The organism is Streptomyces sp. NPDC088812, assembly GCF_044750285.1.
In the GTDB taxonomy this organism is placed as follows: Bacteria; Actinomycetota; Actinomycetes; order Streptomycetales; family Streptomycetaceae; genus Streptomyces.
Window position 1 is genome coordinate 128,805 of record NZ_JBIVJP010000019.1, and the last position, 20,180, is coordinate 148,984.

Annotated in this window: 21 protein-coding genes; 2 read left to right on the forward strand and 19 right to left on the reverse strand. The window is 69.7% G+C overall.

Features of this window, described 5'->3' with window-relative positions:
- Positions 1–96 precede the first annotated feature (96 nt).
- Both ACIP67_RS29875 and ACIP67_RS29880 read left to right on the forward strand, forming a co-directional pair.
- A complete protein-coding gene (locus tag ACIP67_RS29875; protein ID WP_401695994.1) occupies positions 97–270 on the forward strand; it encodes a hypothetical protein in 174 nt (57 codons plus the stop codon).
- A gap of 48 nt (positions 271–318) precedes the next feature.
- Entirely contained in the window at positions 319–1,098 is a 780-nt protein-coding gene (locus tag ACIP67_RS29880; protein ID WP_401695995.1) for a recombinase family protein, read from the forward strand.
- A gap of 223 nt (positions 1,099–1,321) precedes the next feature.
- Here ACIP67_RS29880 and ACIP67_RS29885 read toward each other — a convergent pair whose 3' ends face one another.
- From ACIP67_RS29885 to ACIP67_RS29975, 19 genes are all read right to left on the reverse strand, one after another.
- Positions 1,322–1,777, reverse strand: a complete 456-nt coding sequence (locus ACIP67_RS29885) for an NADAR family protein (RefSeq protein ID WP_401695996.1) — start codon at positions 1,775–1,777, stop codon at positions 1,322–1,324.
- Between the two features lie 777 nt (positions 1,778–2,554).
- Entirely contained in the window at positions 2,555–3,412 is an 858-nt protein-coding gene (locus ACIP67_RS29890; RefSeq protein ID WP_401695997.1) for a hypothetical protein, read from the reverse strand.
- A complete protein-coding gene (locus tag ACIP67_RS29895) occupies positions 3,399–3,752 on the reverse strand; it encodes a hypothetical protein (protein ID WP_401695998.1) in 354 nt (117 codons plus the stop codon). The genes ACIP67_RS29890 and ACIP67_RS29895 overlap by 14 nt, the downstream gene beginning before the upstream one ends.
- Positions 3,753–3,823: 71 nt before the next feature.
- Positions 3,824–4,834 carry an NAD(P)H-dependent glycerol-3-phosphate dehydrogenase gene (locus tag ACIP67_RS29900; protein WP_401695999.1) on the reverse strand — a complete coding sequence of 337 codons (1,011 nt, stop codon included), beginning with the start codon at positions 4,832–4,834 and terminating at the stop codon, positions 3,824–3,826.
- Entirely contained in the window at positions 4,831–5,721 is an 891-nt protein-coding gene (locus tag ACIP67_RS29905; protein WP_401696000.1) for a class I SAM-dependent methyltransferase, read from the reverse strand. The genes ACIP67_RS29900 and ACIP67_RS29905 overlap by 4 nt, the downstream gene beginning before the upstream one ends.
- The gene (locus tag ACIP67_RS29910) at positions 5,718–6,845 is read right to left on the reverse strand and encodes a YcaO-like family protein (RefSeq protein ID WP_401696091.1); all 1,128 of its coding nucleotides are present in this window, start codon (positions 6,843–6,845) and stop codon (positions 5,718–5,720) included. The genes ACIP67_RS29905 and ACIP67_RS29910 overlap by 4 nt, the downstream gene beginning before the upstream one ends.
- A 4-nt stretch (positions 6,846–6,849) precedes the next feature.
- Positions 6,850–8,100, reverse strand: coding sequence for a TfuA-like protein (locus ACIP67_RS29915; RefSeq protein ID WP_401696001.1), 1,251 nt, complete (start codon positions 8,098–8,100; stop codon positions 6,850–6,852).
- A gap of 921 nt (positions 8,101–9,021) precedes the next feature.
- Complete coding sequence (locus ACIP67_RS29920; RefSeq protein WP_401696002.1) at positions 9,022–10,701, reverse strand: PcfJ domain-containing protein; 1,680 nt, start codon at positions 10,699–10,701, stop codon at positions 9,022–9,024.
- Positions 10,702–10,979: 278 nt separating this feature from the next.
- The gene (locus tag ACIP67_RS29925) at positions 10,980–11,243 is read right to left on the reverse strand and encodes a hypothetical protein (protein WP_401696003.1); all 264 of its coding nucleotides are present in this window, start codon (positions 11,241–11,243) and stop codon (positions 10,980–10,982) included.
- A 39-nt stretch (positions 11,244–11,282) separates the two neighbouring features.
- On the reverse strand, positions 11,283–11,552 hold the full coding sequence (locus ACIP67_RS29930; protein WP_401696004.1) for a hypothetical protein: 270 nt from the start codon (positions 11,550–11,552) through the stop codon (positions 11,283–11,285).
- Positions 11,549–12,106, reverse strand: coding sequence for a hypothetical protein (locus ACIP67_RS29935; RefSeq protein WP_401696005.1), 558 nt, complete (start codon positions 12,104–12,106; stop codon positions 11,549–11,551). The genes ACIP67_RS29930 and ACIP67_RS29935 overlap by 4 nt, the downstream gene beginning before the upstream one ends.
- A 179-nt stretch (positions 12,107–12,285) precedes the next feature.
- Positions 12,286–13,326 (reverse strand): hypothetical protein, encoded by a 1,041-nt coding sequence (locus ACIP67_RS29940; protein ID WP_401696006.1) that lies wholly within the window; start codon positions 13,324–13,326, stop codon positions 12,286–12,288.
- A gap of 348 nt (positions 13,327–13,674) precedes the next feature.
- Complete coding sequence (locus tag ACIP67_RS29945; protein WP_401696007.1) at positions 13,675–14,823, reverse strand: hypothetical protein; 1,149 nt, start codon at positions 14,821–14,823, stop codon at positions 13,675–13,677.
- A 115-nt stretch (positions 14,824–14,938) separates the two neighbouring features.
- Positions 14,939–15,694, reverse strand: a complete 756-nt coding sequence (locus ACIP67_RS29950) for a hypothetical protein (RefSeq protein ID WP_401696008.1) — start codon at positions 15,692–15,694, stop codon at positions 14,939–14,941.
- A gap of 171 nt (positions 15,695–15,865) precedes the next feature.
- Entirely contained in the window at positions 15,866–17,437 is a 1,572-nt protein-coding gene (locus ACIP67_RS29955; RefSeq protein ID WP_401696009.1) for a hypothetical protein, read from the reverse strand.
- A gap of 79 nt (positions 17,438–17,516) precedes the next feature.
- Positions 17,517–18,107 carry a hypothetical protein gene (locus ACIP67_RS29960; protein WP_401696010.1) on the reverse strand — a complete coding sequence of 197 codons (591 nt, stop codon included), beginning with the start codon at positions 18,105–18,107 and terminating at the stop codon, positions 17,517–17,519.
- A 171-nt stretch (positions 18,108–18,278) separates the two neighbouring features.
- A complete protein-coding gene (locus ACIP67_RS29965; protein WP_401696011.1) occupies positions 18,279–18,500 on the reverse strand; it encodes a hypothetical protein in 222 nt (73 codons plus the stop codon).
- Positions 18,501–18,645: 145 nt separating this feature from the next.
- Positions 18,646–19,269, reverse strand: a complete 624-nt coding sequence (locus ACIP67_RS29970) for a hypothetical protein (protein ID WP_401696012.1) — start codon at positions 19,267–19,269, stop codon at positions 18,646–18,648.
- A gap of 350 nt (positions 19,270–19,619) precedes the next feature.
- A complete protein-coding gene (locus tag ACIP67_RS29975) occupies positions 19,620–20,144 on the reverse strand; it encodes a hypothetical protein (RefSeq protein WP_399978056.1) in 525 nt (174 codons plus the stop codon).
- Positions 20,145–20,180 lie beyond the last annotated feature (36 nt).

The window sequence follows — 20,180 nt, forward strand, 5'->3', positions numbered from 1 at the left end:
CCACCACAACGGCGAGACCCAGACCCTCAACATCCGCGACACCGCGCTCTCCGCCGCCCTGGAGCAGCACGCGAACGACGAAGCCGAACTCGGTCCGTGCCGACCGTGGTCATCTCGGTCCCGCTCCCCGAGGTCACCCCGAACAACCGGGTCCGCTGTGAGGAGCATCCCGGCGTGCACATCGAGACCGTCCCGTGCCGGTGGCCGCACAACGTCACCGCCGACGGGGACTGGCCGCAGGTTGGCCACCCCTACCGCGTCACCGACTAACTACCGCCGACACGATCCAATTCACGACCCACGCCCAGGAGAAGAGACGTGACCGCGGAACCCGCCCTTGACGAACTGGGCACGGATGAGCTGCACGCCTTGATGACCGAGGCCATCCGCGAACTCCCCGAAGCGAACCCGGTGCGCAGGCTCTGGGAGCGGCTGGACGAGATCCTTATCGCCGGCGGCATCGAGTGCTTGCCGGCTCCCTGGGACGGGTACAGCGAACCGGAACGCGAGGAGCGTGATCCCGCTACCAAGGACGGCTGTCTCCACTCTGCTGTCACCGATGGGGTTGGCGCTGCCATCCGCAGCGTTCACCAGCGCCGGTACGAGACGGTCCGGCCGACCGAGCAACTGACGCTCGATGTCGGTCAGGTCCTCGCGGTCCAGCAGGTGGAGAGCGGGGTCGTCGACCGGAGCGAGCCAGCGGTAGCCGTACTGCATCATCACGGCCAGGCGGGGGTGGCCGGAGAGGACGCGACGCTGCACATCGTCACGGAGCCGCATCAGCCGACGAGGACCTTCGGCTACGTGCGGACGGCGAACGGATCCGCGGATTCGCAGCGTGCCGCCATCGCGGAGGCAGTCGGCGCGATCCGGATCTTCTCGGACGAGGGCGTCTCAGGAATCACCGCAGGCACTGACCGCCCCGGGCTGCGCGAGCTGGTGGCGGAGCTGCAGGCCGGCGACGAAGTCGTCGTCTGGCGGTACGACAGGCTCGGACGGACCCTCGAGGCGATGCGGGCCGTCGTTGAGCAGATCATCGCGAAGGGTGCGACGCTGCGCAGTCTCACGGAGTCCCCCGCCGAGGGGCAGTTTCGATGAAGTTCATGATGGCCGTTGCCGAGTACGAGCACGCCTGGAAGCTGGAGAAGTAGGAGCACCGCAGGGCCGCGGAAAAAGAGACCCCACCGTCGGAGCAAGTGCTCCGGGCGGTGGGGTCTTCGCTGCACTGTCTGCAGCATCAGAGCGGGAAGTGAAAAAGAAGCCCTCCCGCAGCGGAGCATGACGCTCTGCCGGGGAGGGCTTCCGGTGTGACAACTGACGGTCATCTGTGGTGTGCGCGAATGGCCATCAGCAACTCGCCGAGCATGTTCGTGCCTGGGACCTGCTCGTGCTTCGGACAGAAGCACGAGCCCCAGAACTGGTCATGCCAGTGATTCGTCTCGACGAGCATCAGGTCACCGGTGGCGACGAGCCGCTGGCTCAGGCCGGGGACAGCGAACTTGGCCATGAGCACACGCTGCATGGCCCAGACGCGCATTCCGGTGTTCCAGCCGGGGCGCAGCGTCACCCGGCGGCCCCGCCCCTTGCTTTCTCCGGGAGTCGGAGCACTGAGCACGTGGTTCTGCTCAGCGGGATCGAGGGTCTTCAGCGCGTTGAATGCGTGTTCACCGGAGGCGGCTTCGCGTCCCAGCGGCGGGACGAAGAAGGGCGTCTCATCGAAGTTCGAGAGGAATCCGAAGGTGCCGGTGAACATGGGCATCTGACTGTACTGGGCCACGGTGGTCACTCCTGACGTCTCATGGGCTCATACTTGCGAGTCGTCTCCCGGATCAGCTGTGCTGATCACAGAGCAGTAGAAGCGCGGAAAGGAGATTCCCTGCAGTCCACGTGCTCCTCCGGCATACCGGGTAGCAAGAGAAGAACCCCGGCCTGGCGCTGGCCGTACCGGAACATCAAGTCGAGGTCCTCGTAGAGATTCGTGTCAGCAGGTCCTCTGGGGCAGTCGCAGCCCGTCCATGCCCAGAGCATCCGAGTGGAAGCTGACTTCCATGGCGCCCACCCGGGTCGACCACATCCTGCACTGGTCGACCTGGCGCCGCAGACGACAACACCAAGCCCGCGTCAGTCACTACAAGCGACGCGGACACAGTCCCTGAAACTGCTCAGCAATCAGCACGAGCACCGTTGCAGTACTAGCTAGTGAACCGATCACGGACAGGGGGACGTCGTGACGTGCACGAACGACACGAGCACGTACCAGTGGCCGTGCGGTGCGGGCGGCACAAACTCTGCTGCCCCGAACCTGTGGCTCGCCGGCCACGGGTGGGAGCTGTGTAGGTACGCCGCGCCGGCGGCACGTGGCAGGATGAAATGCCGGACCTGCCGATCCCGCCGGGCGAGGTGGTGGACTACGACGGCGAGCAGATGCGGGGCGAGGCGGTCTCGCCTACACCGTGACGCTGGTCGCCGTACATGCTTCCGACCCCCTCGACATCAATGTCGCGAGGGCTGGTGCGTTGGTAGCGGCTGCCGTCGGCCCCCAGTGCATGGGCGCTCAAGCGGCGGTGAAGGCGATGTAGGTCCCGACGGTGAGGCCGGAGAAGGTGATGAGCTGGCGGGGCTTGAGGCAGGTAAACGCGGCGTGCATCCCGATCCCGACGACGACGGCATACGGCATCGTCTGCTCGATGAGCAGCGCGGGCGGAAGCGCGATCTCCGCCGCGATGACGCAGGCCGCGGCCGCTCGCCAGAGACGGACGTCCTGGTCGGTGAGGTTGCCCGCGTTGCGGCGGACGAAGCCGGGGACGGCGAACTGGCGCCGGTAGGGCAGCCGGTCCCTGACCTGGCTGTAGGTGTGCACCCACTGTGCGAGGTAGAGCCCGCTGCGGAACTGGGACGAGCGGAGCTTCTGCCAGGCGCTGTTCCAGTAGATGTCCGTGGTGATCAGCACGAGGAGGCACTGTGCCCAGGTGTTCGCCGTGCTCGCGCCGTGCTCGACGACGAGGCCGTGGCCGAGGTCTCCTGCGAGTAGCAGGGCGGTTCCGGTCAGCAGGGTGTAGCGGACGGCGTTGGGGCTTTTGAGGTACAGCAGTTCCATCGCGGCGCCGGCCAGGACCACCAGCAGCGCAAGCCTGGGCAGGAGACCGAGCGCCAGGGTCAGGGCCGCGGTCGTACGGACGATCAGCACGGGCCGGTACACGCCGGCGAGGAGCCGGGCTCGGCGGGGTCCGAAGCGCTGTTCGGCAACGTGGAGGCTGAGCGAGCCGGGGGCGAGGCGGTCCCAGCCGCCCTGTCCGAAGGCGAGGGTGAACCGGGCGGTGAGCACGGCGCCGAAGATGATCCGGAACAGCTGAAGTCGGCCCGGGTCGGTGGGGCGGGTGAAGCCGGAGGCGAGCGCGTCAAAGAACCACACGGCTGGCCACCACCTTCATGTCCTGCTCGCCGCGGGCTGTGAGGACGCGGCCGGTGCCGTCGATCCGTTCGTACCGGCCGCTGCTGGTGAGGTGGTCGAGGATCGCCTGGAGCTGGGGCGGTCCGAGGATGAAGGAGCCGGGAGAGAGGTGGTCGTAGACGTTGACCGGCTCGGTGCGGCCGTCCTTCGTGCCGGTGAGCTGGACGATGGTGAAGGTGGCCCGGCAGAACATCTTCCACCGCAGCCAGCGGCCGGGCAGGGGTGTGAAGCCGGTGATCATCCACGCGAGGAGGGCGAGGGTGGCGGCGATCTGGACGGCGGACAGCACGGATTCGCGCATGGGCGAGGACCTCCGGTCGGGAGGGTGAAGGTGACGGGCGGCGGGCCCCGTGGCCGGGGCGCCCGCAGGGGTCAGCGCTCGGGCTTGGGGGGCCGCTGCATCAGCGCGGCCGCGGCCTGGTCGAGGGTGACCTTCTCGTGCAGCAGGTCGGAGACGACTTCGGTGATCGGCATCTCGACGTCGTGGGCGCCGGCCAGGGCGAGGATCGCCTCGGCGCTCTTGACGCCCTCGGTGGTCTGGCGGGTCGCGGCGGTGGCCTCCGCGACGGTCAGGCCGTGGCCGAGGTGGGTGCCGAAGGTGCGGTTGCGGGAGAGCGGGGAGGAGCAGGTGGCGACCAGGTCGCCCAGGCCGGCGAGCCCGGCGAGGGTGGCCGGGTGGGCGCCCATCGCGGTGGCCAGCCGGGTGGTCTCCGCAAGTCCCCGGGTGATGAGCATGGCCTGGGAGTTGTGGCCCATGCCCATGCCGGATGCGATGCCGACCGCGAGGGCGATGACGTTCTTCACCGCGCCGCCGAGCTCGCAGCCGACCACGTCGGCGGAGGTGTAGGGCCGGAAGTACGGGGTGTGGCACGCGCGCTGGACGCGGTGGGCGGCGGCCTCGTCGGGGCAGGCGATGGTGGCGGCGGCGGGCTGGCCTTCCATGATCTCGCGCGCGAGGTTGGGGCCGGACAGCACGGCGACCCGCTCGGTGGGCAAGCCGGTCACCTCGGTGATGATCTGGCTCGCCCGCAGCCCGCTGCCGATCTCGATGCCCTTCATCAGCGACACGATCACGGTGTTGGGGCCGATGTACGGGGTCCAGGTGGCGAGGCTCGCGCGCAGGGACTGTGCGGGGATGGACAGCACGAGGAAGTCCGCGCCGTCCAGCGCGGCAGCCGGATCGGTGGTCGCCGTCAGCGTGTGGGGCAGCTCGACGTCCGGGAAGTACCCGGGGTTGCGGTGCGTGGTGTTGATCGCGTCGGCGATCTCGCCGCGGCGGGCGTGCATGATCACGCTGGTGCCCGCGTCGGCCATGATCTTGCCCATGGCGGTGCCCCAGGAACCAGCCGAGAACACCGCCGTACGGGCGTGGTGCTGGTTCACTGCGGGGTCTCCTTGCTGGACGCGGGCCTGTCGCCGGGATGGCAGTCGGGCGCGGCCATCCTATCGGCCGACCCCGCTGCGGCAGGGGCGTCCGCCAGGCGCCGCAGGGTCAGCAGGACAGCTCGCCTGCCGCGGAGTCTGGGGAGCATCCGGTGTGCCTCGCTGAGCATGTTCTCGGCGGGTGCCTCGCCCAGCTCGCGCCGCATCTGGTCGGCGTGGGCGATCCACAGCTGGTAGAGCCGCTCCCACATCGCGGGCTCGCCGGGCCGCTCGTCCAGGTGCTCCTGTGCCAGGCCGGCGGCGGCGACCTGCTCGTGCCACGCCGGTTCCGCGCCGCGGCGGAGTGCGCGGGTGACGACCAGCCGGCCGCCGGGGGTCAGGACGCGGCCGAGCTCGCGCAGCGCCGCCGCGCGGTCGGCCGCACCGCCCAGGGCGTCCACGCACACGATGCCGTGGGCGGCTCCGTCGGGCAGGCCGGTGTTCTCCAGCTCCCCGACGTGGAAGACGGCGCGGTCGGCGGCGGGGCCGAGGAAGTGGGCGCGGTGGGCGGTAGCCTGGGCGGCGGCGACGGGTGAGAGGTCGAACCCGGCCAGGCGGACGGCGAGGGCGCGGGCCAGCCACAGGCCGATGCCGCCGGCGCCGCATCCGGCGTCCACGAGGAGCTGGCCGGGACGCAGTCGCAGCCGCGCGGTCAGCAGCCCGAGCAGGGGCCAGTCGCAGGAGCTGGAGGCGGCGACCTCGGCCGGGTAGTCCTCGCCCATCGCCTGGGCGTACAGGCTGGCGACCAGGTTGGTGCGGGCTCGGGCGGCGTGGAAGGCGTCGTACTGAGCCGAGCGCCCGTGCGCGGGCGGCACCGGGGTCGGGGGCGTGGTGGATGTGGTGTTCATCGGGGCATTGACCTTCTGATCCGTGAGCGGGTGCCGGGGCAGACGACCTGCACGGCGTGGACGGGGCAGTCGGGGGCGGACAGGTCCAGTGCTACCGGCTCGTGGGTGGTGATGTTCTGGACGCGGCGGGCGATGTCCTGGACCTGGTCAGCAAAACCGCCGGCGGCCGGGGGGAAGCGGGCTGCCGCCTCCGGCCAGGGCGTGAGCTTCGCGGTCCGGGCGGGACGGAAGGGTGAGGTGTCGAAGCTGCCGACGTCGGTGGGGAGGTCGTCGCGGGTTCCAGCGATGGCGGCGAGGCGGGATTGGGCGGCCTCGGTCACCGCTCGCGTGAGGGCGATGCCCGGGTGGCTGTGACAGCCGCCGCCTGCGAAGTGGACCGGGTAGTCCTCCGACCACAGGTAGGCGACGCACACCGGCAGCCCGTACGGGCCGTCCACCAGCGCGGTCTCCAGGTTCATACCCGCAGCCGCAAGCTGGGCGATCACCTCTCGACCGAGCGGGTCGTCGACCGTGCGGGGGTCGATGAGCGTGCGCCGTCGGCCGCCCGTCTGCGCGTCCCCGTACAGCACGTCGCGCTCCACCACCTCGAACAGGGCGTGCACCGTCGCTTCGTCGCGGGTGTTGCCGCACGCGAGGCCGGTGCTTGTCGCGCGCCACACATCCGGGGTCCACGGGGGACGCTGGCTGCGACGGCGGACCAGGTCGACCGGCAGCAGTGCCTTCGCCCCGCTCACCAGTCCGGTGCCAGCCACCCACTCGCACACCATCCGGGCTAGGGCTTGCTCGGGGTACGGGGCGGTCGCCGGAAGCGCGATCACGGGGCAGTCGGGGGCGACCGTAGCGGCCGGGCCCATCGCGGCAACGCACAGCGGCTGCTCAACGTGCCACAGCTCGATTGCCTCCATCACCGCCGACAGCTTCGCCAGCAGCGCGGTGGCGCCTTTGCCCTGCGACGTGGACAAGGTCCGCGACGCGGGCCGAATCGCCGTCCACACTGGAAGCCCGACGCAGTCCAGGCCGGTCAGGTCCGCGACCCGGGTGATGCCGAACTCCCCAAGGCGCCCGGCCAACTTCCCCCATGTTTCCTCGGGCGTGCGGGCTCGCACCGTGCCCGGCAGCTCCACCAGTTCACCCGACACGGGTCACCTCTGTCCTCTCGATCTCTTCCAGAAACCCAGGTACAAGCCGCTTGCTCGCCTGAACCGCACGCGCCCCGCAGGCCAACCCCCGCGCGGACGCCTCGTTGTCGAACTCCCGCTCAGGACACCGCCACACCCGCAGTAAGAAGCTGCGGGTCACCTCGTCGCGGACTGCCGCCGTCGAGAAGCCCGGCCGGCTGCGGCAGGCCCGGGCAAAGGCATCGGCGTACCGGTCAACTGCCTGCCGGTCGTGCGCCGTCTCACCGGCAAGCAGCAGCGCCACCGTCCGCTCGTCGCGCAGGTCGAGTGCCGGGCGGAAGGCGCGGTCGGCTGGCAGGTCTCCGCCGCACGCCCGGACCAGCCGCTCTGCCAGCGCCATTCCCGGCCCGCCGTCGGACGGGTGCAATGAGAGGTGTTCGAGGTAGGCCGCCCACCTCTCGCGGAACGCGGGGTCGAACACCTGCTGGTAGACGACGCGATCCTCGGTGAACAGCTCCAAGCCGTCCACCCGTTCCCTCACGGCGGCGTTGGACCAGCGGAGGAAGTAGGCCGTCTCCCACCACTGGGGTGAGGCGGGAGAGTCGCTTGTCGCCGCGGCACCGTCGAGCGCAGCACGTACGGCGGCGATCGCGTCGGCGCGCTTAAGGTCACCGAAGTACCGGTCCCGCTTGCGCTGCTCGGTAAGCCACCCGACGAACTCCGTCTCGCCCTGGCTGCGGCACACGGCCCGTACGGCGGCCCAGGTTCGCTGCGGGTAGTAGACCGCGCGCAACGCCGCCAGCAAGCGGGCGGCCCGCTCGGCGTTCATCACCCCGGCCAGGACGGCCAGCTGCAGGACATGCCGCAGGTTGACGAGCGGCCAGGTGAGCGCGCCGAACTCCCCGTCCGGGGCCTGCCCGACCGCGACCTCATCGTCACCGTCGATCTCTCCCGAGGCGTAGGCGGAGTAGATGCTGCCAACGCCGAGCATCCCGTACGGCGCCAGTTCGACGGCCCGTAGCGCGCCGATGCTCGCCGCCCCAATCACCCGGACACCTCGCCCCATCGAGGCAAGGATCTCCTTGTGCCGCAGCGCCGGCGCCTGGTGGTACACCCCGTCGATGAGCACTAGCGTGTCGCCGCTGCCGATCGCGGTGTCGAACAGGTCGCCGTGCCGTGCCGGCGGAAGCACCCGCAGGCCCGGCACGGCGAGTACGGGCTCGGACGCCGGCAGCGTCGGCCCGACGTACACGTGAATCACTGCACCCTCCGGTGAAGCGCAAGGGGCGCCCCTGCCCCGGGCTGCGGGCCCGGGGCAGGGGCGCCCAGGTCAGGACGCGGACGTACAGGAGAGGACTACTCCTCGTCCTCCACGTCGACAGCGACCACCACGGTGCTGGTGATCTCCTCGGTCCCCTCCACGGACGCCGAGGTGTTGGCGGCCGCGATACCGGACTTGGACTGCTCCATATCCTTCTCCTCTTGTCGATTAACAACGATGCGAGCCGTTTGCCCGCATCCGTTGGCGCTGCGGGCCAAAAGCCCGCCTGCCCGCCCCAGGCCGGGGCGGGAAGCTTGTGGTTCAGCCCTGAGAGAGGGCGTGATGGTCGACGACGAAAGCCTTGGCGAGGGCATCAGTGATGCACGTGCTTTCCTCATGATCACAGTGGAAGGGCAGGAGCCGCCGCTTAGTGAGTCTCACTGCAGCCGCACTCATGGCAGGTGCGTGAGAATCTTGCGGGAGTAGATGCCCGAGGCGTTCGACTCCATCGCTTCGCCATCGTTGGAGCAGGTGAGCACGGCAGTTCCCAGACGTGACCACGATGTCTCCATCGCCAGTCCCGGATCAGCTCCGCTGATCCTGTCTTTCGCTCCCTTTACGGAACCAGCAGCGCAGAGCCAAAAGCGATGCCCGAGGGAAGAGTGCGCACCACGGCTCTGCGGAAGCTGGGGCCACGGAGGTTGGGCACATACTCGACGACAGACGCGGGGCGTCGCAGCGGCCCGAACGGCTACCGGTGAGTTCTCCAGTGATGCCGGAGGCAGGAATGGCTGCAGCACCCTCTCTCTGCGGCTGCAGTGGAGCAGGTTGGGGCGAAGGCTGCCGGTTAGCAAGAGAAGAACCCCGACCTGGTGCTGGCCGTACCGGAACATCAAGTCGAGGTCCTCGTAGAGATTCGTGTCAGCAGGTCCTCTGGGGCAGTCGCAGCCCGTCCATGCCCAGAGCATCCGAGTGGAAGCTGACTTCCATGGCGACCAGCCCGTCGACGACCTGCTGGGCCGCTTCGCCGAGCTCGCGCACGGCGTCGCGGTTGTTCTTCCCGAGGATCTGCTCTACGCCATGCGACTGCGTGATCTGCAGGTTCAGACGCACGCGGCCGTCCGCTTCGCAGACCGCGGCGAACACATCCAGCTCCAGCTCGCCGGCGTACCCGCCGATGCAGTTGTTGAGCATCGCACCCCAGCGGGAGAGCGTCTCGGCATCTCGGGCGACGACGAGGCTCAGACCGGGGGCTGCTTCCCGACCATCCAGCAGTGCGGCCGTCTGCAGTGCCCATTGGTGGCGCTGGGCCTGCTTCGCGATCCGCTCGAGGCGGCGGGCCTCCTCGCGTTCGTAGCGCTCACGATCGTGGGCAGCCATCAGCTCGCGCCGACGGTCCTCGATCAGACCCAACGCCTGCACGCGGAACGCCTCGTCCTTCCAGAGGTCCCAGTCAGCGGCCTGGGCCGTACCCTCGGGAAGCAGCCGGATCTCGCGGTTGTAGTGCTCCATCTCGCGAAGGGCGTAGATCTCCTCCTGTATGACGCGCTGGGCCGCACGGCCCCGGGGGTCGTGCCAGCGCTCGATTGCGGGCAGGTCCCGGACCAGGTGCTCGAGGTCACGGGAGCCGCGGACCCGGCGCTGCCCGCGGGCGGCGATGATCTCCGGAAGGAGGTCGAGGTCACGGGTGACGGCCAAACGGTGAGCCGTGCAGTCGGCTGCATCGGCCAGCGTGCGCCGCGCCTGGTGGACGGGCTCTTTGAGGATCCGTCGCAGCACCGGCTGCGGAGTCCGGCGCAGGATCGAGCGGATGCCTCGCCGCTGCAGGGATGTGAGCGACAGCTCGCGCATCAGGCTGCGGCCGCTGGCTGTTTCCGTGGTGCGCATTGCGTCGATGAGCCAGTCCACAGGCACCAGCCCGCGGAACATGGCGAACCAGCTCAGGGTGCTGATGTCCAGACGCTCCACCTCGCGGGCCAGCGGCCGACGGTAGGCGCGCACGCCGAAGAGGTTCTTCGCGACCTGCGCATGGTCGTGGGCATCGAGATAGGGCAGGTAGGCGGAGGCCGGACGATCCTGCCGGTCGTCCTTGAGCAATGGGAAGCGGTCGTTCCAGTTCGGCAGCCCGCCGATGTGTTCGCGGATCGCGGCGATCGCCTGGTCCACGGCGTTGTCGACTCCCTCAGGCTCCGGTCCTTCGAGTCGGCGGGCCTGCGGGTTGCTGCGCATCCAGCTCAGCAGTGTCCCGGACAGCCCGTGGATCCAGGACTCGACCATGGTCTCGGAGAAGACATGGCGGGTGGTGGATTGGCCGGTGCGGCGGTCGATCTCGCGCAGGACGACGAGGTCCTTCTTCGTGCGGGCCATCGACGTGAGCTTCTCGGAGGTCCAGTAGTGGAATGCCTTGCCCGAGGCGCGCATGCGGTGCACGCGCCTGTAGAGCGAGACGGCGACGGACGTCCGGCCGTCAGGTAGAACCCGCGCCAGGATCCTCAGGCTGATGCCGGAGATCGCGCCTTCGACTGCGGCGACACCCTGCTCGGCAAGGGCGTCGTCGACATACTTGATGTAGAGCAGGGCGTGCTCGGTGCGCTCGGGCATGGTGGTCTCCCCCGGGAAGACGTGATGGATTCGGCAATGAGACCCCCGGCGCTGCTTTGCAGCGCACTGCCCGCGTCTCATCCGATTCCCTCTCCCCCAACTCGCCCCCCTGGCAGGGCATTCGGGACCACCTGTTGGTGAAAGGCCATGTCATTCGAAAGGTCTTTCGACAGGGATTGCACAGCCCGAATGACTCGGAGTGAGAAGCCGGGGCTGAGCGTGCTAAAAAGGACGACCCCCGCCGACGGTCCCTGCGGGGGTCTTGGCTGTGCTGTTCGTCAGGCACACCGTTCGATGCGCGTGGCCCCCAAGTCGCCCTGAAGCCCGGTGGCCAGGTCGTACCATAAGCCACTACCCAGTCGGACCAAGGTCTTTTCCTCCCGACCTCCCCAGCCGGGGATGGCGGGGACGTCGCGTCGGTCGAGGACGGTGGTCGTGCAGATGGTCTCCCCGGTGTTCTCGTCGAGGCTGCTCTTGACGACGACCTTGTCGCCGACCTGAAGGTTCGCAAGATCATTTGTGCTGATGGTGCTGGTGCTCATGGCGCTGTGCTTCTTTCGGATAGGATCCGGACTGCGGTTTCAGTTCTGGGTCGCGCTCATGAGCGCCTTCCTCGCGCGGCGCTTCTCGGCAAGAGCCCGAAGGGTACGCAGGAGGATCCACCAGCACACGCCGCTGAAGGCGATGCTGACGATGATCGGCGTGTACTGGCCGGTCATGACGCAGAAGACCGCAGCCGGCGCGAGGACGATCACGTTCGTCGCGATCATGAGGGTGAGGAGCACCCGTCCGATCGTCTTGCCGGCGCGGTCGCGCCACGTCGAACCCGCGGTGCTGGTGGTGGCGTTCATGCGCTGGGTCCTTCCTCGATGATGTAGATCTTCTCGGCGACGTAGGCGTCGTCCTGCTCCTCGGCTGCGCTCTCGACTTCATGGGAGATCTGGCTGATCACGGGGATCAGCGTCAGCCGGTCGATCGGGTAGGCCGTGCGGATGGTGAGCACGGCAGTGGTGAGTCCGGCCGCAGACGGGAACGTCACGCCGTCGAGCTCCGCGTGCGCGCCGCGGATGCTGTAGCTCGCCGCAATGGGCACCGTGTGCCGCGGCAGCTCCGGCATCTGCGCCGCGCGTGCGTGCAACGCGGCGCTCACTGCGCCATGAACATCAGCGAACTCGCCGGCGTGCAGGACCACCGGCGCAGCGTGCTCGTAGCCCGCTGCCACCTCGAAGGCGACCTTGGCGGCCTCGACGGAAGCGCGCGTCGGGCAGTGCGGTCCCGGGTAGCCCTCGTCTCGCCCCGTCATCTCGGAGCACAGGTGGCAGTGCGCGGGCCCCAGGTCCGGAACGCAGTCGCCGCGCATGTGCTCCGTCTGTCGGGGATCAGTGGGTTCGAGGGGCTGGCTCATGGCTGTACTCCTGGCGCTGGACGTGATCTTTCGAAGACCAGACCGGATCAGCTCCGCTGATCAGACAAAGAGAGACCCCCGCACAGCGAGCGTGATGCTCAGCAGGCGGGGGTTCTGCGGAGTTCAAGGAAGCGGCGGGCGGCCGGCCGTTCGGGTCGGCCTGCACCGGGGGGCGGGGTTCAGCGCAGGCCCATGCTGGCCTCGATCGCGTCGCCCTCCTCCTGCTGGTCCTGCCAGCAGGGCTCGCATGGGTCGCTCTCGGAGCACTCCGGGCGGGGCTGGCCGTTGGGGCACAACTCACCGGCGGCCCCGGCGGGCTGGGCGGGGGTTCCGCCGGTGCCGCACTCGCACGTGTGGGCGCAGCGCTCACAGTCCTCGCAGACCTGGTGCGGGCAGCAGCCGCAGGGCAGGAACCGGTTCGGCGGCAGGGTGCAGCGGTGGGCGTCCTCAGCGGCGGCCGCGGCCTCGGCTTCCTTGCGGGCGAGCGCCTTCACGCAGGCCTGGCACGACACTTCGGTGCCGGGGGCCTCGAGGCTGCTCACCGTGTCCTGCGGGAAATACATGCCGCACGCGCCGGCGTCGCCGATGCCGTCATCGAGCTGCCGGGTGGCGTGCACGGTGCGGCCGCGGTTCGTCTTCTTCCGGCTCGGGTAGCCGTCCGGGTCGGCTTGGCGCTCCAGAGCACGCAGGGCCTGGCGTACCGCCTCGGCGTCGGCGTCGCTGGTGATTCCGACGGCGCGCAACGACTGGCACGGCCACGGGTCGCGGCCGCCGATCGTGTGCTCGCTGCTCCGACACTCCGGCGGGTGTCCACTGCACAGCTTCGGGGCGGCGCAGCAACCGTGCCGGGGGTTCGCGGTCTTCGGGTGCAGGGCGAGCATCGCGCCCTGGAGGCGCAGCATCCCCACCGCGGCGGCTGCCCGGATCGCGTCCTCGTGGGCGTCGAGGAGCGCCTTCGCCTCCTCGTGGAAGACGGGCCCGCCGACCTCCGGGGCAACGAGCTGGTTGAAGATCGGGCGCCGGGTCTCCCGCACGGTCGGATCCGGGGCCTGCCCGCCCAGCTCGTCGGCCTGGTCGTCCAGCCGCAGAGCGGAGATGAGGATGGCGTCGTGGGTCTTGGAGTCGGCCGTGGCCGGCAGGTTCAGTTCCGTACGGCGCAGGAACTTCGCGGCGCGGCGCAAGGTGGGGATGTCTTTCGGGGTGAATTCGACGGTGACCATCGGTGTCCTTACTGTGTAGGTGGGTTGATTCCGGCCACTCGTAGGATCGGGAGGCCCAGGAATGCCGGGCGTGGCACACGGGCGGCCTCGTCGGTCTGCTGGCGGCGGAGCCGAGCGCTGTTGAGCCGAACGGAATGCGTGGGCCACGTTCGTCGGCGCGCACGGGCGCCGGGCAGGGCGCCCGTGCGCGCCGGTGATCCGGCCCCGGCCCCGGCCCCCGCTGTACTGGGTGAAGCATGCGGCGCTGACCGCGCGCCGCATGCTGGCCTTGTGGCGCCGGACCAACCGGCCGCGCGCCGCGTGATCGTTACCGTCATCGTGTCGGATCCCGTCTCAGTAGCCCTTGTCTCAAAAGCCCTTGCGGGCCGCCGCGCGGGACTGTGCTTCGGCGTCACGGTCGGGGATGGTGGCGAGGAGTTCGCCGGGGCTCGCGGCCCTGGCGAGGGACTTGGTACGGGCCGGGTCGGCGTACAGGGTCCACACGTCGCCGCCCATACGGGGCCAGTAGGAGAGCTGCCAGAACCGGCGGTTGGCGTAGCTGATCTGCCAGGAACGCGGGCCGGACGGGGGCGCGCTCACACCGGCGGGAAGGTCCGGCAGTTCCGGCGCGGGACCGTACGCGCGGTCTATGTAGGCGAGGTGCTCGGCGGTCGGCACGATGGCGACGCGCACCGTGTGCGGCCACCGGTGCCCGTCGGGCAGCATCGGCGCCCACTCCTTCCATTGCGCCTCGCTGCTCGCGCTGCCGGTGTACGGCGCCCAGGCCGTGCCGCGCGCGTAGTTGAAGCCAAGCCGCATCAGGTGCCACCCGGCGGCGATCTTCAGCCCCTCCGTGTTCGCGCCGTCGGTGATGGCATCCAGGTAGATCCCGGCTGGGTCGTTCTCCCGACCGGCTGGGCCGCGCTCCGTGAGCGGGATCATGTGGCGCTCCGCCGTGCTGCCCTCGGCGGTCATCAGCCGCAGCGTGGCGCCCCCGCCAGCGAGCGGGTACGCCATCCGGACTTCCGCTACGGTCGGCAGGGCGGCGAGTTGGCCCGCACGCATCCGCTCTAGCCGCTCGTCCATGGTGGCCGCCACCTGGGTGCGCTCGCCGCCCTCGGCGGCCATACGCCGTGCGGCGCCGTGTGCACGGGTGCCCTGGTCACGAGTTGCCGGCGCGGATGTCACGGTTGCGGCCGTCTTCTCCCGCTCGTGGGCAACCGCGCCGACCGCCAGCGCGAGCGCGCCCTTACGGGTGGTGCTGTGGCTGCCGACCTGCCGCCGCTCGCCACCGACTTCGCGCACCATCCAAACCAACTCCGCGTTCTTGGTCACCTGGTACGCCGCATAGGTGCGCTGCGGGAACCGGCGGCCGTTGAGAGTCTCGCCGGGCAGGTCGAACAGCCAGCCGTCTACGCCGTACTCGGTTCCCTCCGGCGCACGGCCGTTGGTCGGGGTGTACCGACGGTACGAGCGGGTGCCGATCTCCCGGACGATGCTGCGGGCCTGCGTGGTCATGCTGGGGGTTCCTCTCGGGTTGCTGCCGTGGTCGGGTTCGTGCTGAGTGCCCCCGGCCGGTCTCGAACCGGCCGACCCGCCCGCACTCGTCGCAGGGTCGGGGGCGCCATGAGGGTTAGAACGGGGGACAGCACAGGGGGCCGGTGCACTCGTGCGCGGCGGCCTGCGCCTGCGCTGCCTGGCGCTCGCGCTCGGCCTGATCGCTGCGCATGATGCGCCGGGCGACACACGGCGCGTTGTCGCACGTGGTGTGCCCCTTCAGGGCGTCGGTGGAGTCGTCGAAGATCTCGATAAGCCCGTAGTCCTCGCACCAGCCGCACAGCGGCTCCGGGGCGTGCAGGCTCTCGCCGTCCACGCACCCGATCCAGTTGGACGAGTCGTACCAAGCGCCCTGCCCGTCGGCCTCGATCCACTCGATAACGCGCGCGCAGTGCAGACAGGCGTACGTCGGCTCCGGCAGCGTCAGCCGGAAGTGGTCGGCCACGGCGGCAGCGCACTGCCCGGCCTGCATGCCCGCGCTCGCCGTGGGCTTGTGCTCGTCACCAAACCCGTTGAACACGAACCGGGTTGACTCGTCGTCGGTGACCGAGGCGGCCACGGCCCACAGTGCGACCGTGGGCAGGTCGTAGTGATCGGCGAACCGGCGGCCCTCCGGGGTGCGGGCGGACGGGTCGGCCACACAGTGGATCCACACCCGTGCACGCCCCGGCACGCTGCACACCAGGTACTCCGTGGGCAGCCCACGCCACGGCTGGTCCACGTGGTGCACGATCCCGAGCGCTTCGAGCGCGTCACGGAGCATGGCGCCGGTGTGGCTGTCGTACGCGGGGCGCGTCTTGGTGAGGCTGGGGCGTGCGGTGAACGTGGACATGCGGGGTTCTCCTCGGGTTGGTTCGGGTTCCGTGGCCGTGGACGCCCCGCCCAGGTGCAGTGCGCCGTAAGGGGGTTGGGGTGTCAGGCGCCCTGGCCGGTCAGGCCGCGCGCGGTGCGATATGCGGGGATCAGGTCCCAGGTGGAGCCGAGCCGGTACCACCAGAAGAGTTCAGGAGCTGGCGCCGGTGCGGTGTTCGCGGCGGGCGCGCAAGGTCGCGGCGTGCAGCTCGGCTGCGTAGCGACAGATCATCACCCACGTTGCCCGGTTTCCGTTGGCGAGTGTGTCGCGGAAGTGGTCGGCGGCAAGCCATGCCTGACGGTCCGCCCAGTCGGCTGCCGAGCCGTCGTCCCTTCGGGCGGCGAAGTCGAGGTGCCGGGCGGCGTTCATGACCGCCATGTGGCCTTCGGGGCACAGGTCGGGCAGGCTGGTTGCGGGGTCGCGGGCGAACATGTCCCCGGCGGGCGGGTTCGGATCGAACGAGATGTCACGGTCGACGGCGTAGAAGCGCGAGCGGATCTCGACGAGGTAGCGGGTGACGAGATCCCACGTGAGTTCGCTGCCGTCGCCGACGCGAGCCTTGAATGTGGCGGCGGCATGGCGGGTGAGGTGCGCGGCTGGGGCGAGGTGCTGCCGGTCCCGGTGGCGGCGGAAGTCCTCCAGCCGTACGGCCGCTTCGAAGAGCATCATGTGCCCCGAGTAGGCGTGTTCCTTCAGTGACGCTCCGGGGCGTGTCTGGGCCGGGGGCGTAGGCGGCTCGGGCAGCTCCGTGTCTGCCGCCTCTCCGTCGCTGCCGGCAGTTGCCTGTGCGGCGTGGGCGGCCGGGAGCGCGGGACGAGTGCCGGGCTTCCAGACGATCACGCCCAGGCCGGTCTTGTGGCCGTCCTCCACGTGCCAGCCGACTTCGCGGAAGCGGTCGGCGTAGATCTTCTTCTCGACCGTCCATGTGTCCTCCTGGACCTGGGCGGCGCTCTTCGTCGCGTGCGGGTAGCGGTGCGCGTAGCGGATGTACTGACCAGCGAGGAGGATGTAGATCTTCACCATGCCCGGCATCTCGCCGGGCACTACCCAGGCGCCGCGGGCCTCGTCCACGTCGAACGTGGAGGGGTCGTCTGCGTCGTACTCGTCCCGCAGGAGTGCCACCTTCAGCCGCATGTGGTGCTTCTCGGTGCCCGCGAGCACCTGGAGCGCGGCCTTCACGTCCTCGTGTTCGGAGTCCTTGGGCAGGCTGCCTTTCGTGCCGTTCGCGAACCGGCCGACCACCACCCCCTCAACCGCGTCGCTCCGGCGCCACGCCTCGTCCTGGGCGCCCTGGTCGGTAGGGCGCAGGTGGGGCAGGACGTTCGCCTGTGGTGCCGGGACCGGCCGCACCTCGACGTCGGCGACCACGGCCGGCGCGGCCTGGGAGGACGACGCGAGTGGGGGCGGCCCGGTGACGTCCGGAGCGGCTAGCGCGGTGTCGCTCGTGCCGGAGCCCTCCCCGGCCGTTGCCTGCTGCTCGTTCGCGGTTTCGCGGTCGATGGCGTCCATCGCGGCGAAGGCGGACGTGTCGCGGCCGGTGGTGATGGTGCCCTCGATCTGCTTGTCGCTGTAGTAGTCGAACGACTGCCACCGGGTGGGGGTGATCCGGGAGATGCGGACCGAGCGTCTGACGGATTTTCCGTCGGCGTCGGTGTACTGGTGGCTGAAGACGTAGCCGTTGCGGTCTTTGCGGTACTTGGGCCGGATGCGTTCGGTGCTCATGATCTTCTCTGGGGTCCTTGTCTGATGTGATGGGTGTGTGGGAGGCGACCGGCCGCCAGTGGGCCAGCCGGTCGCGGGGTCAGCGGGTCTCGGCGGTGAGGTCGGCCACGCGCCGCTGGTAGGCGCCCCAGACGCTTGCGGTGTCCAGGCTGGGGCCGGTGGTGTAGCCGGTGGGGGAGGATGCGTGCGCCCACGTGCCGTGTGCGGTGGCGACTTCCCGGTATTCGGTGCGGCTGGCCGGGTGGGATGCGATGGTGACCCACTGCGCGCCGGTCAGGGACGGATAGGCCGCCAGGTGGGCGGCGACGGCCGATGCCATGGCGTCGGCGGCGGCCGCCGGGTCGGTGATGTCGGCGGGCGCCTCGGTGAAGTCGCCGTGCACGTGACGAGTGTTGAAATCGTCGGTGATCACAGCACTGATGCCGAACAGTCCGGCCAGCGGCACGTCATAGCCGGACACGGCGCGGCGGTCGGTGTAGGAGTGCGCGTCGATCCACACGCCCGGCTGGCCCGCAGCGGTGGTCACCAGGGAGGCGCCGGGCAGGGAACGCCAGGGCTTGACCACGCGGAAGGTGACACCGTGCGCCGTCAGCGCGGCCGTGAGGATCGCGCCGGTGCGCTCGGCGGCGGCGGGGGCGGTCTTGCTCAGGTCGTGGGGCCAGGAAGTCATGGTGTACCTCTCATATCGATGGGGTGTGGGTGGGGCTGAGTGCATGCGGCCCGGCTCGACCGGGCAACCGGCCTACCGGGCGGCGCGGGTGGATCAGAGGAGCGGTGGGTCCTGGTCCGTGCGGAGGGGCGGGGACCAGACCGGCGCTGATCGCCATACGGCGCTCGGGGCTCACCCGCCACTGAGGGGCACGCGGGGGCCGTGCCTCTGGGGCCGGTCGGCCCGACCGGCCGCAGCCTCCGCCGTGGCCTCCGTGCGCGCGGTCTCGACCGTCTCCTGCTTCTGAGTGGCCTCCGCCTCGCACGGCGCGGCCTCCGTCTGCCCGAGGGTGCCGCCCGCGCCGTTGCGGTACTCCGCCGGGGCCGGAGCCTCGGGGGCGTTGCCGTCGTGCACGGGTCCTCATGCCCTGAAGACCAGACCGGATCAGCTCCGCTGATCAGGCAGAAAAAGAGAGACCCCCGCCCGGCGAGCATCATGCTCAGTCGACGGGGGCTCCGCGGAATTCACCTGCCGACGCCCAGAGGTGAGCCCCAGTCGGCTACGGCTGAATGCCGCCGTCCGGCACGAGGATCGTGATCCGGTCCTGGCACAGCTGCTGGCCGCCGTTCGAGAAGAGACCACTCAGGCTTCCTGCGTCCGTGCCTTCCTGGTCGGGCCCGATCTTCAGCCGACTCCTGTCGCGCGGGTCGCCGGTGTAGCTCGGCTTCGACGCATCGACGGGCTCGACCGTGCAGCGCAGCCGCTCGACGCGCGGCGTCTGGTCTGCTTCGTGTGGATCGATGACTCGGACCGTGATGTCGTTGATGAACGTCGAGCGGTGCCACAGGAACGACGGCTGAGCTCTGCGCTCCTCTACCGACACGCTTCTGGGCACGACGACGTTGTGGTCTTCGATGGTCGTGTAGTCGTAGCTGATGTCGGACGAACGCTCCGAGGCGGTCGTGGCCCTGTAGTAGCTGCCGTCGGTGCGCTTGACGAGCTTCTGCACGGGGTCCGCGACGTAGACGATCTTCGTGTTGGCCATGGCGGCGCGGTCCTGGGCTTCCTGGCTTCTCATCTGGTTGCCCCAGATGACCAGGCTTGCGACCAGGGCGGCGATGGCCGCGATCGCGATCGCCCAGCCGCGAAGGAGCGAGCGCCTGCGTAAGGGGCTGTTGTACATGGTGGTGGTCTCTCTCTTTCTGCTGGTGCTCAGGCGGTTCCGAGGTCGCTGCGCATGCGCAGCCGCTTGGCGAAGAAGCCGGCCTCGATCTCGAAGTGGCCCTGGTGCAGCTCGTAGAGCGCAGGGCAGACGGGCCCGGAGGCCCAGCCTGGATGGCTTCCGGGAAGAGGGCTCTGCCCTCCCAGGCGAGGTGCCAGGCCTGGCAGTAGTAGACGAGCTTCTGGAGCTTCCTCGCGGTCATCGCCGGCCGGTCGGGCTCGGCCGCGGCGCGCTTCTGCAGGATGTACTCGGCGACGTCGAAGACGGATGTCTGGGACTCGGCCACCGCTTCAGCTGTCATCTCGCTCTGGTCACCACCAGTGCCGGAACAGGTAGTCGCCGCGCGGCAGCACGCCGCGGCGGATGAGGTCGGCGAGGACCAGCCTCAGCGACGGCGAGAAGGCGCGATCGGCGAAGAACCGGCCCTCGAACACGGCCTTCTCAAGGTCTTGCGTCGCCGGCGGGTTCGCCCCGACGGTGGCTGGTGTGTTCTCGTCGGCGACGCGGATGCTCAGCCAGTAGTCCAGCTCCGTCATGCCGGTCTTGAAGGCGCTCTCGCCGGTGCGGGAGTCCCAGCCGAGGCAGATCTCGGCGCCGTCGAGGTCGCCGAGTGCCTGCAGGTAGTCCCCATCGGAGGTGAGTTCGTAGAGCTTCACGCTGTCATTGCCGATGTGCTCGTCGTCCCGCTGGCATCCGCGCAGCGAGCTGTACGGCTTGCCGTAGACGCGCTCGACGATGGCCTCGATCGGAATGTATCCGTTCTCGGCGGTCACAAGATCAGCGTGCGGTTCCAGCGTGTAGATGCTGCGGGGCGTGTATTCGGGCGCATCGGGCATGACGGAGCCTCCTATGGGTGGTTCGGTGGTGGTTGC

What these genes read in the sequence shown, in the direction of transcription:
- ACIP67_RS29895 (WP_401695998.1), bottom strand. Translation starts at nt 3,752, where the DNA reads ATGCGCGAATCCGTGCTGTCCGCCGTCCAGATCGCCGCCACCCTCGCC.
- ACIP67_RS29905 (WP_401696000.1), bottom strand. Translation starts at nt 5,721, where the DNA reads ATGAACACCACATCCACCACGCCCCCGACCCCGGTGCCGCCCGCGCAC.
- ACIP67_RS29920 (WP_401696002.1), bottom strand. Translation starts at nt 10,701, where the DNA reads ATGCCCGAGCGCACCGAGCACGCCCTGCTCTACATCAAGTATGTCGAC.
- ACIP67_RS29925 (WP_401696003.1), bottom strand. Translation starts at nt 11,243, where the DNA reads ATGAGCACCAGCACCATCAGCACAAATGATCTTGCGAACCTTCAGGTC.
- ACIP67_RS29930 (WP_401696004.1), bottom strand. Translation starts at nt 11,552, where the DNA reads ATGAACGCCACCACCAGCACCGCGGGTTCGACGTGGCGCGACCGCGCC.
- ACIP67_RS29935 (WP_401696005.1), bottom strand. Translation starts at nt 12,106, where the DNA reads ATGAGCCAGCCCCTCGAACCCACTGATCCCCGACAGACGGAGCACATG.
- ACIP67_RS29940 (WP_401696006.1), bottom strand. Translation starts at nt 13,326, where the DNA reads ATGGTCACCGTCGAATTCACCCCGAAAGACATCCCCACCTTGCGCCGC.
- ACIP67_RS29945 (WP_401696007.1), bottom strand. Translation starts at nt 14,823, where the DNA reads ATGACCACGCAGGCCCGCAGCATCGTCCGGGAGATCGGCACCCGCTCG.
- ACIP67_RS29950 (WP_401696008.1), bottom strand. Translation starts at nt 15,694, where the DNA reads ATGTCCACGTTCACCGCACGCCCCAGCCTCACCAAGACGCGCCCCGCG.
- ACIP67_RS29955 (WP_401696009.1), bottom strand. Translation starts at nt 17,437, where the DNA reads ATGAGCACCGAACGCATCCGGCCCAAGTACCGCAAAGACCGCAACGGC.
- ACIP67_RS29960 (WP_401696010.1), bottom strand. Translation starts at nt 18,107, where the DNA reads ATGACTTCCTGGCCCCACGACCTGAGCAAGACCGCCCCCGCCGCCGCC.
- ACIP67_RS29970 (WP_401696012.1), bottom strand. Translation starts at nt 19,269, where the DNA reads ATGTACAACAGCCCCTTACGCAGGCGCTCGCTCCTTCGCGGCTGGGCG.
- ACIP67_RS29975 (WP_399978056.1), bottom strand. Translation starts at nt 20,144, where the DNA reads ATGCCCGATGCGCCCGAATACACGCCCCGCAGCATCTACACGCTGGAA.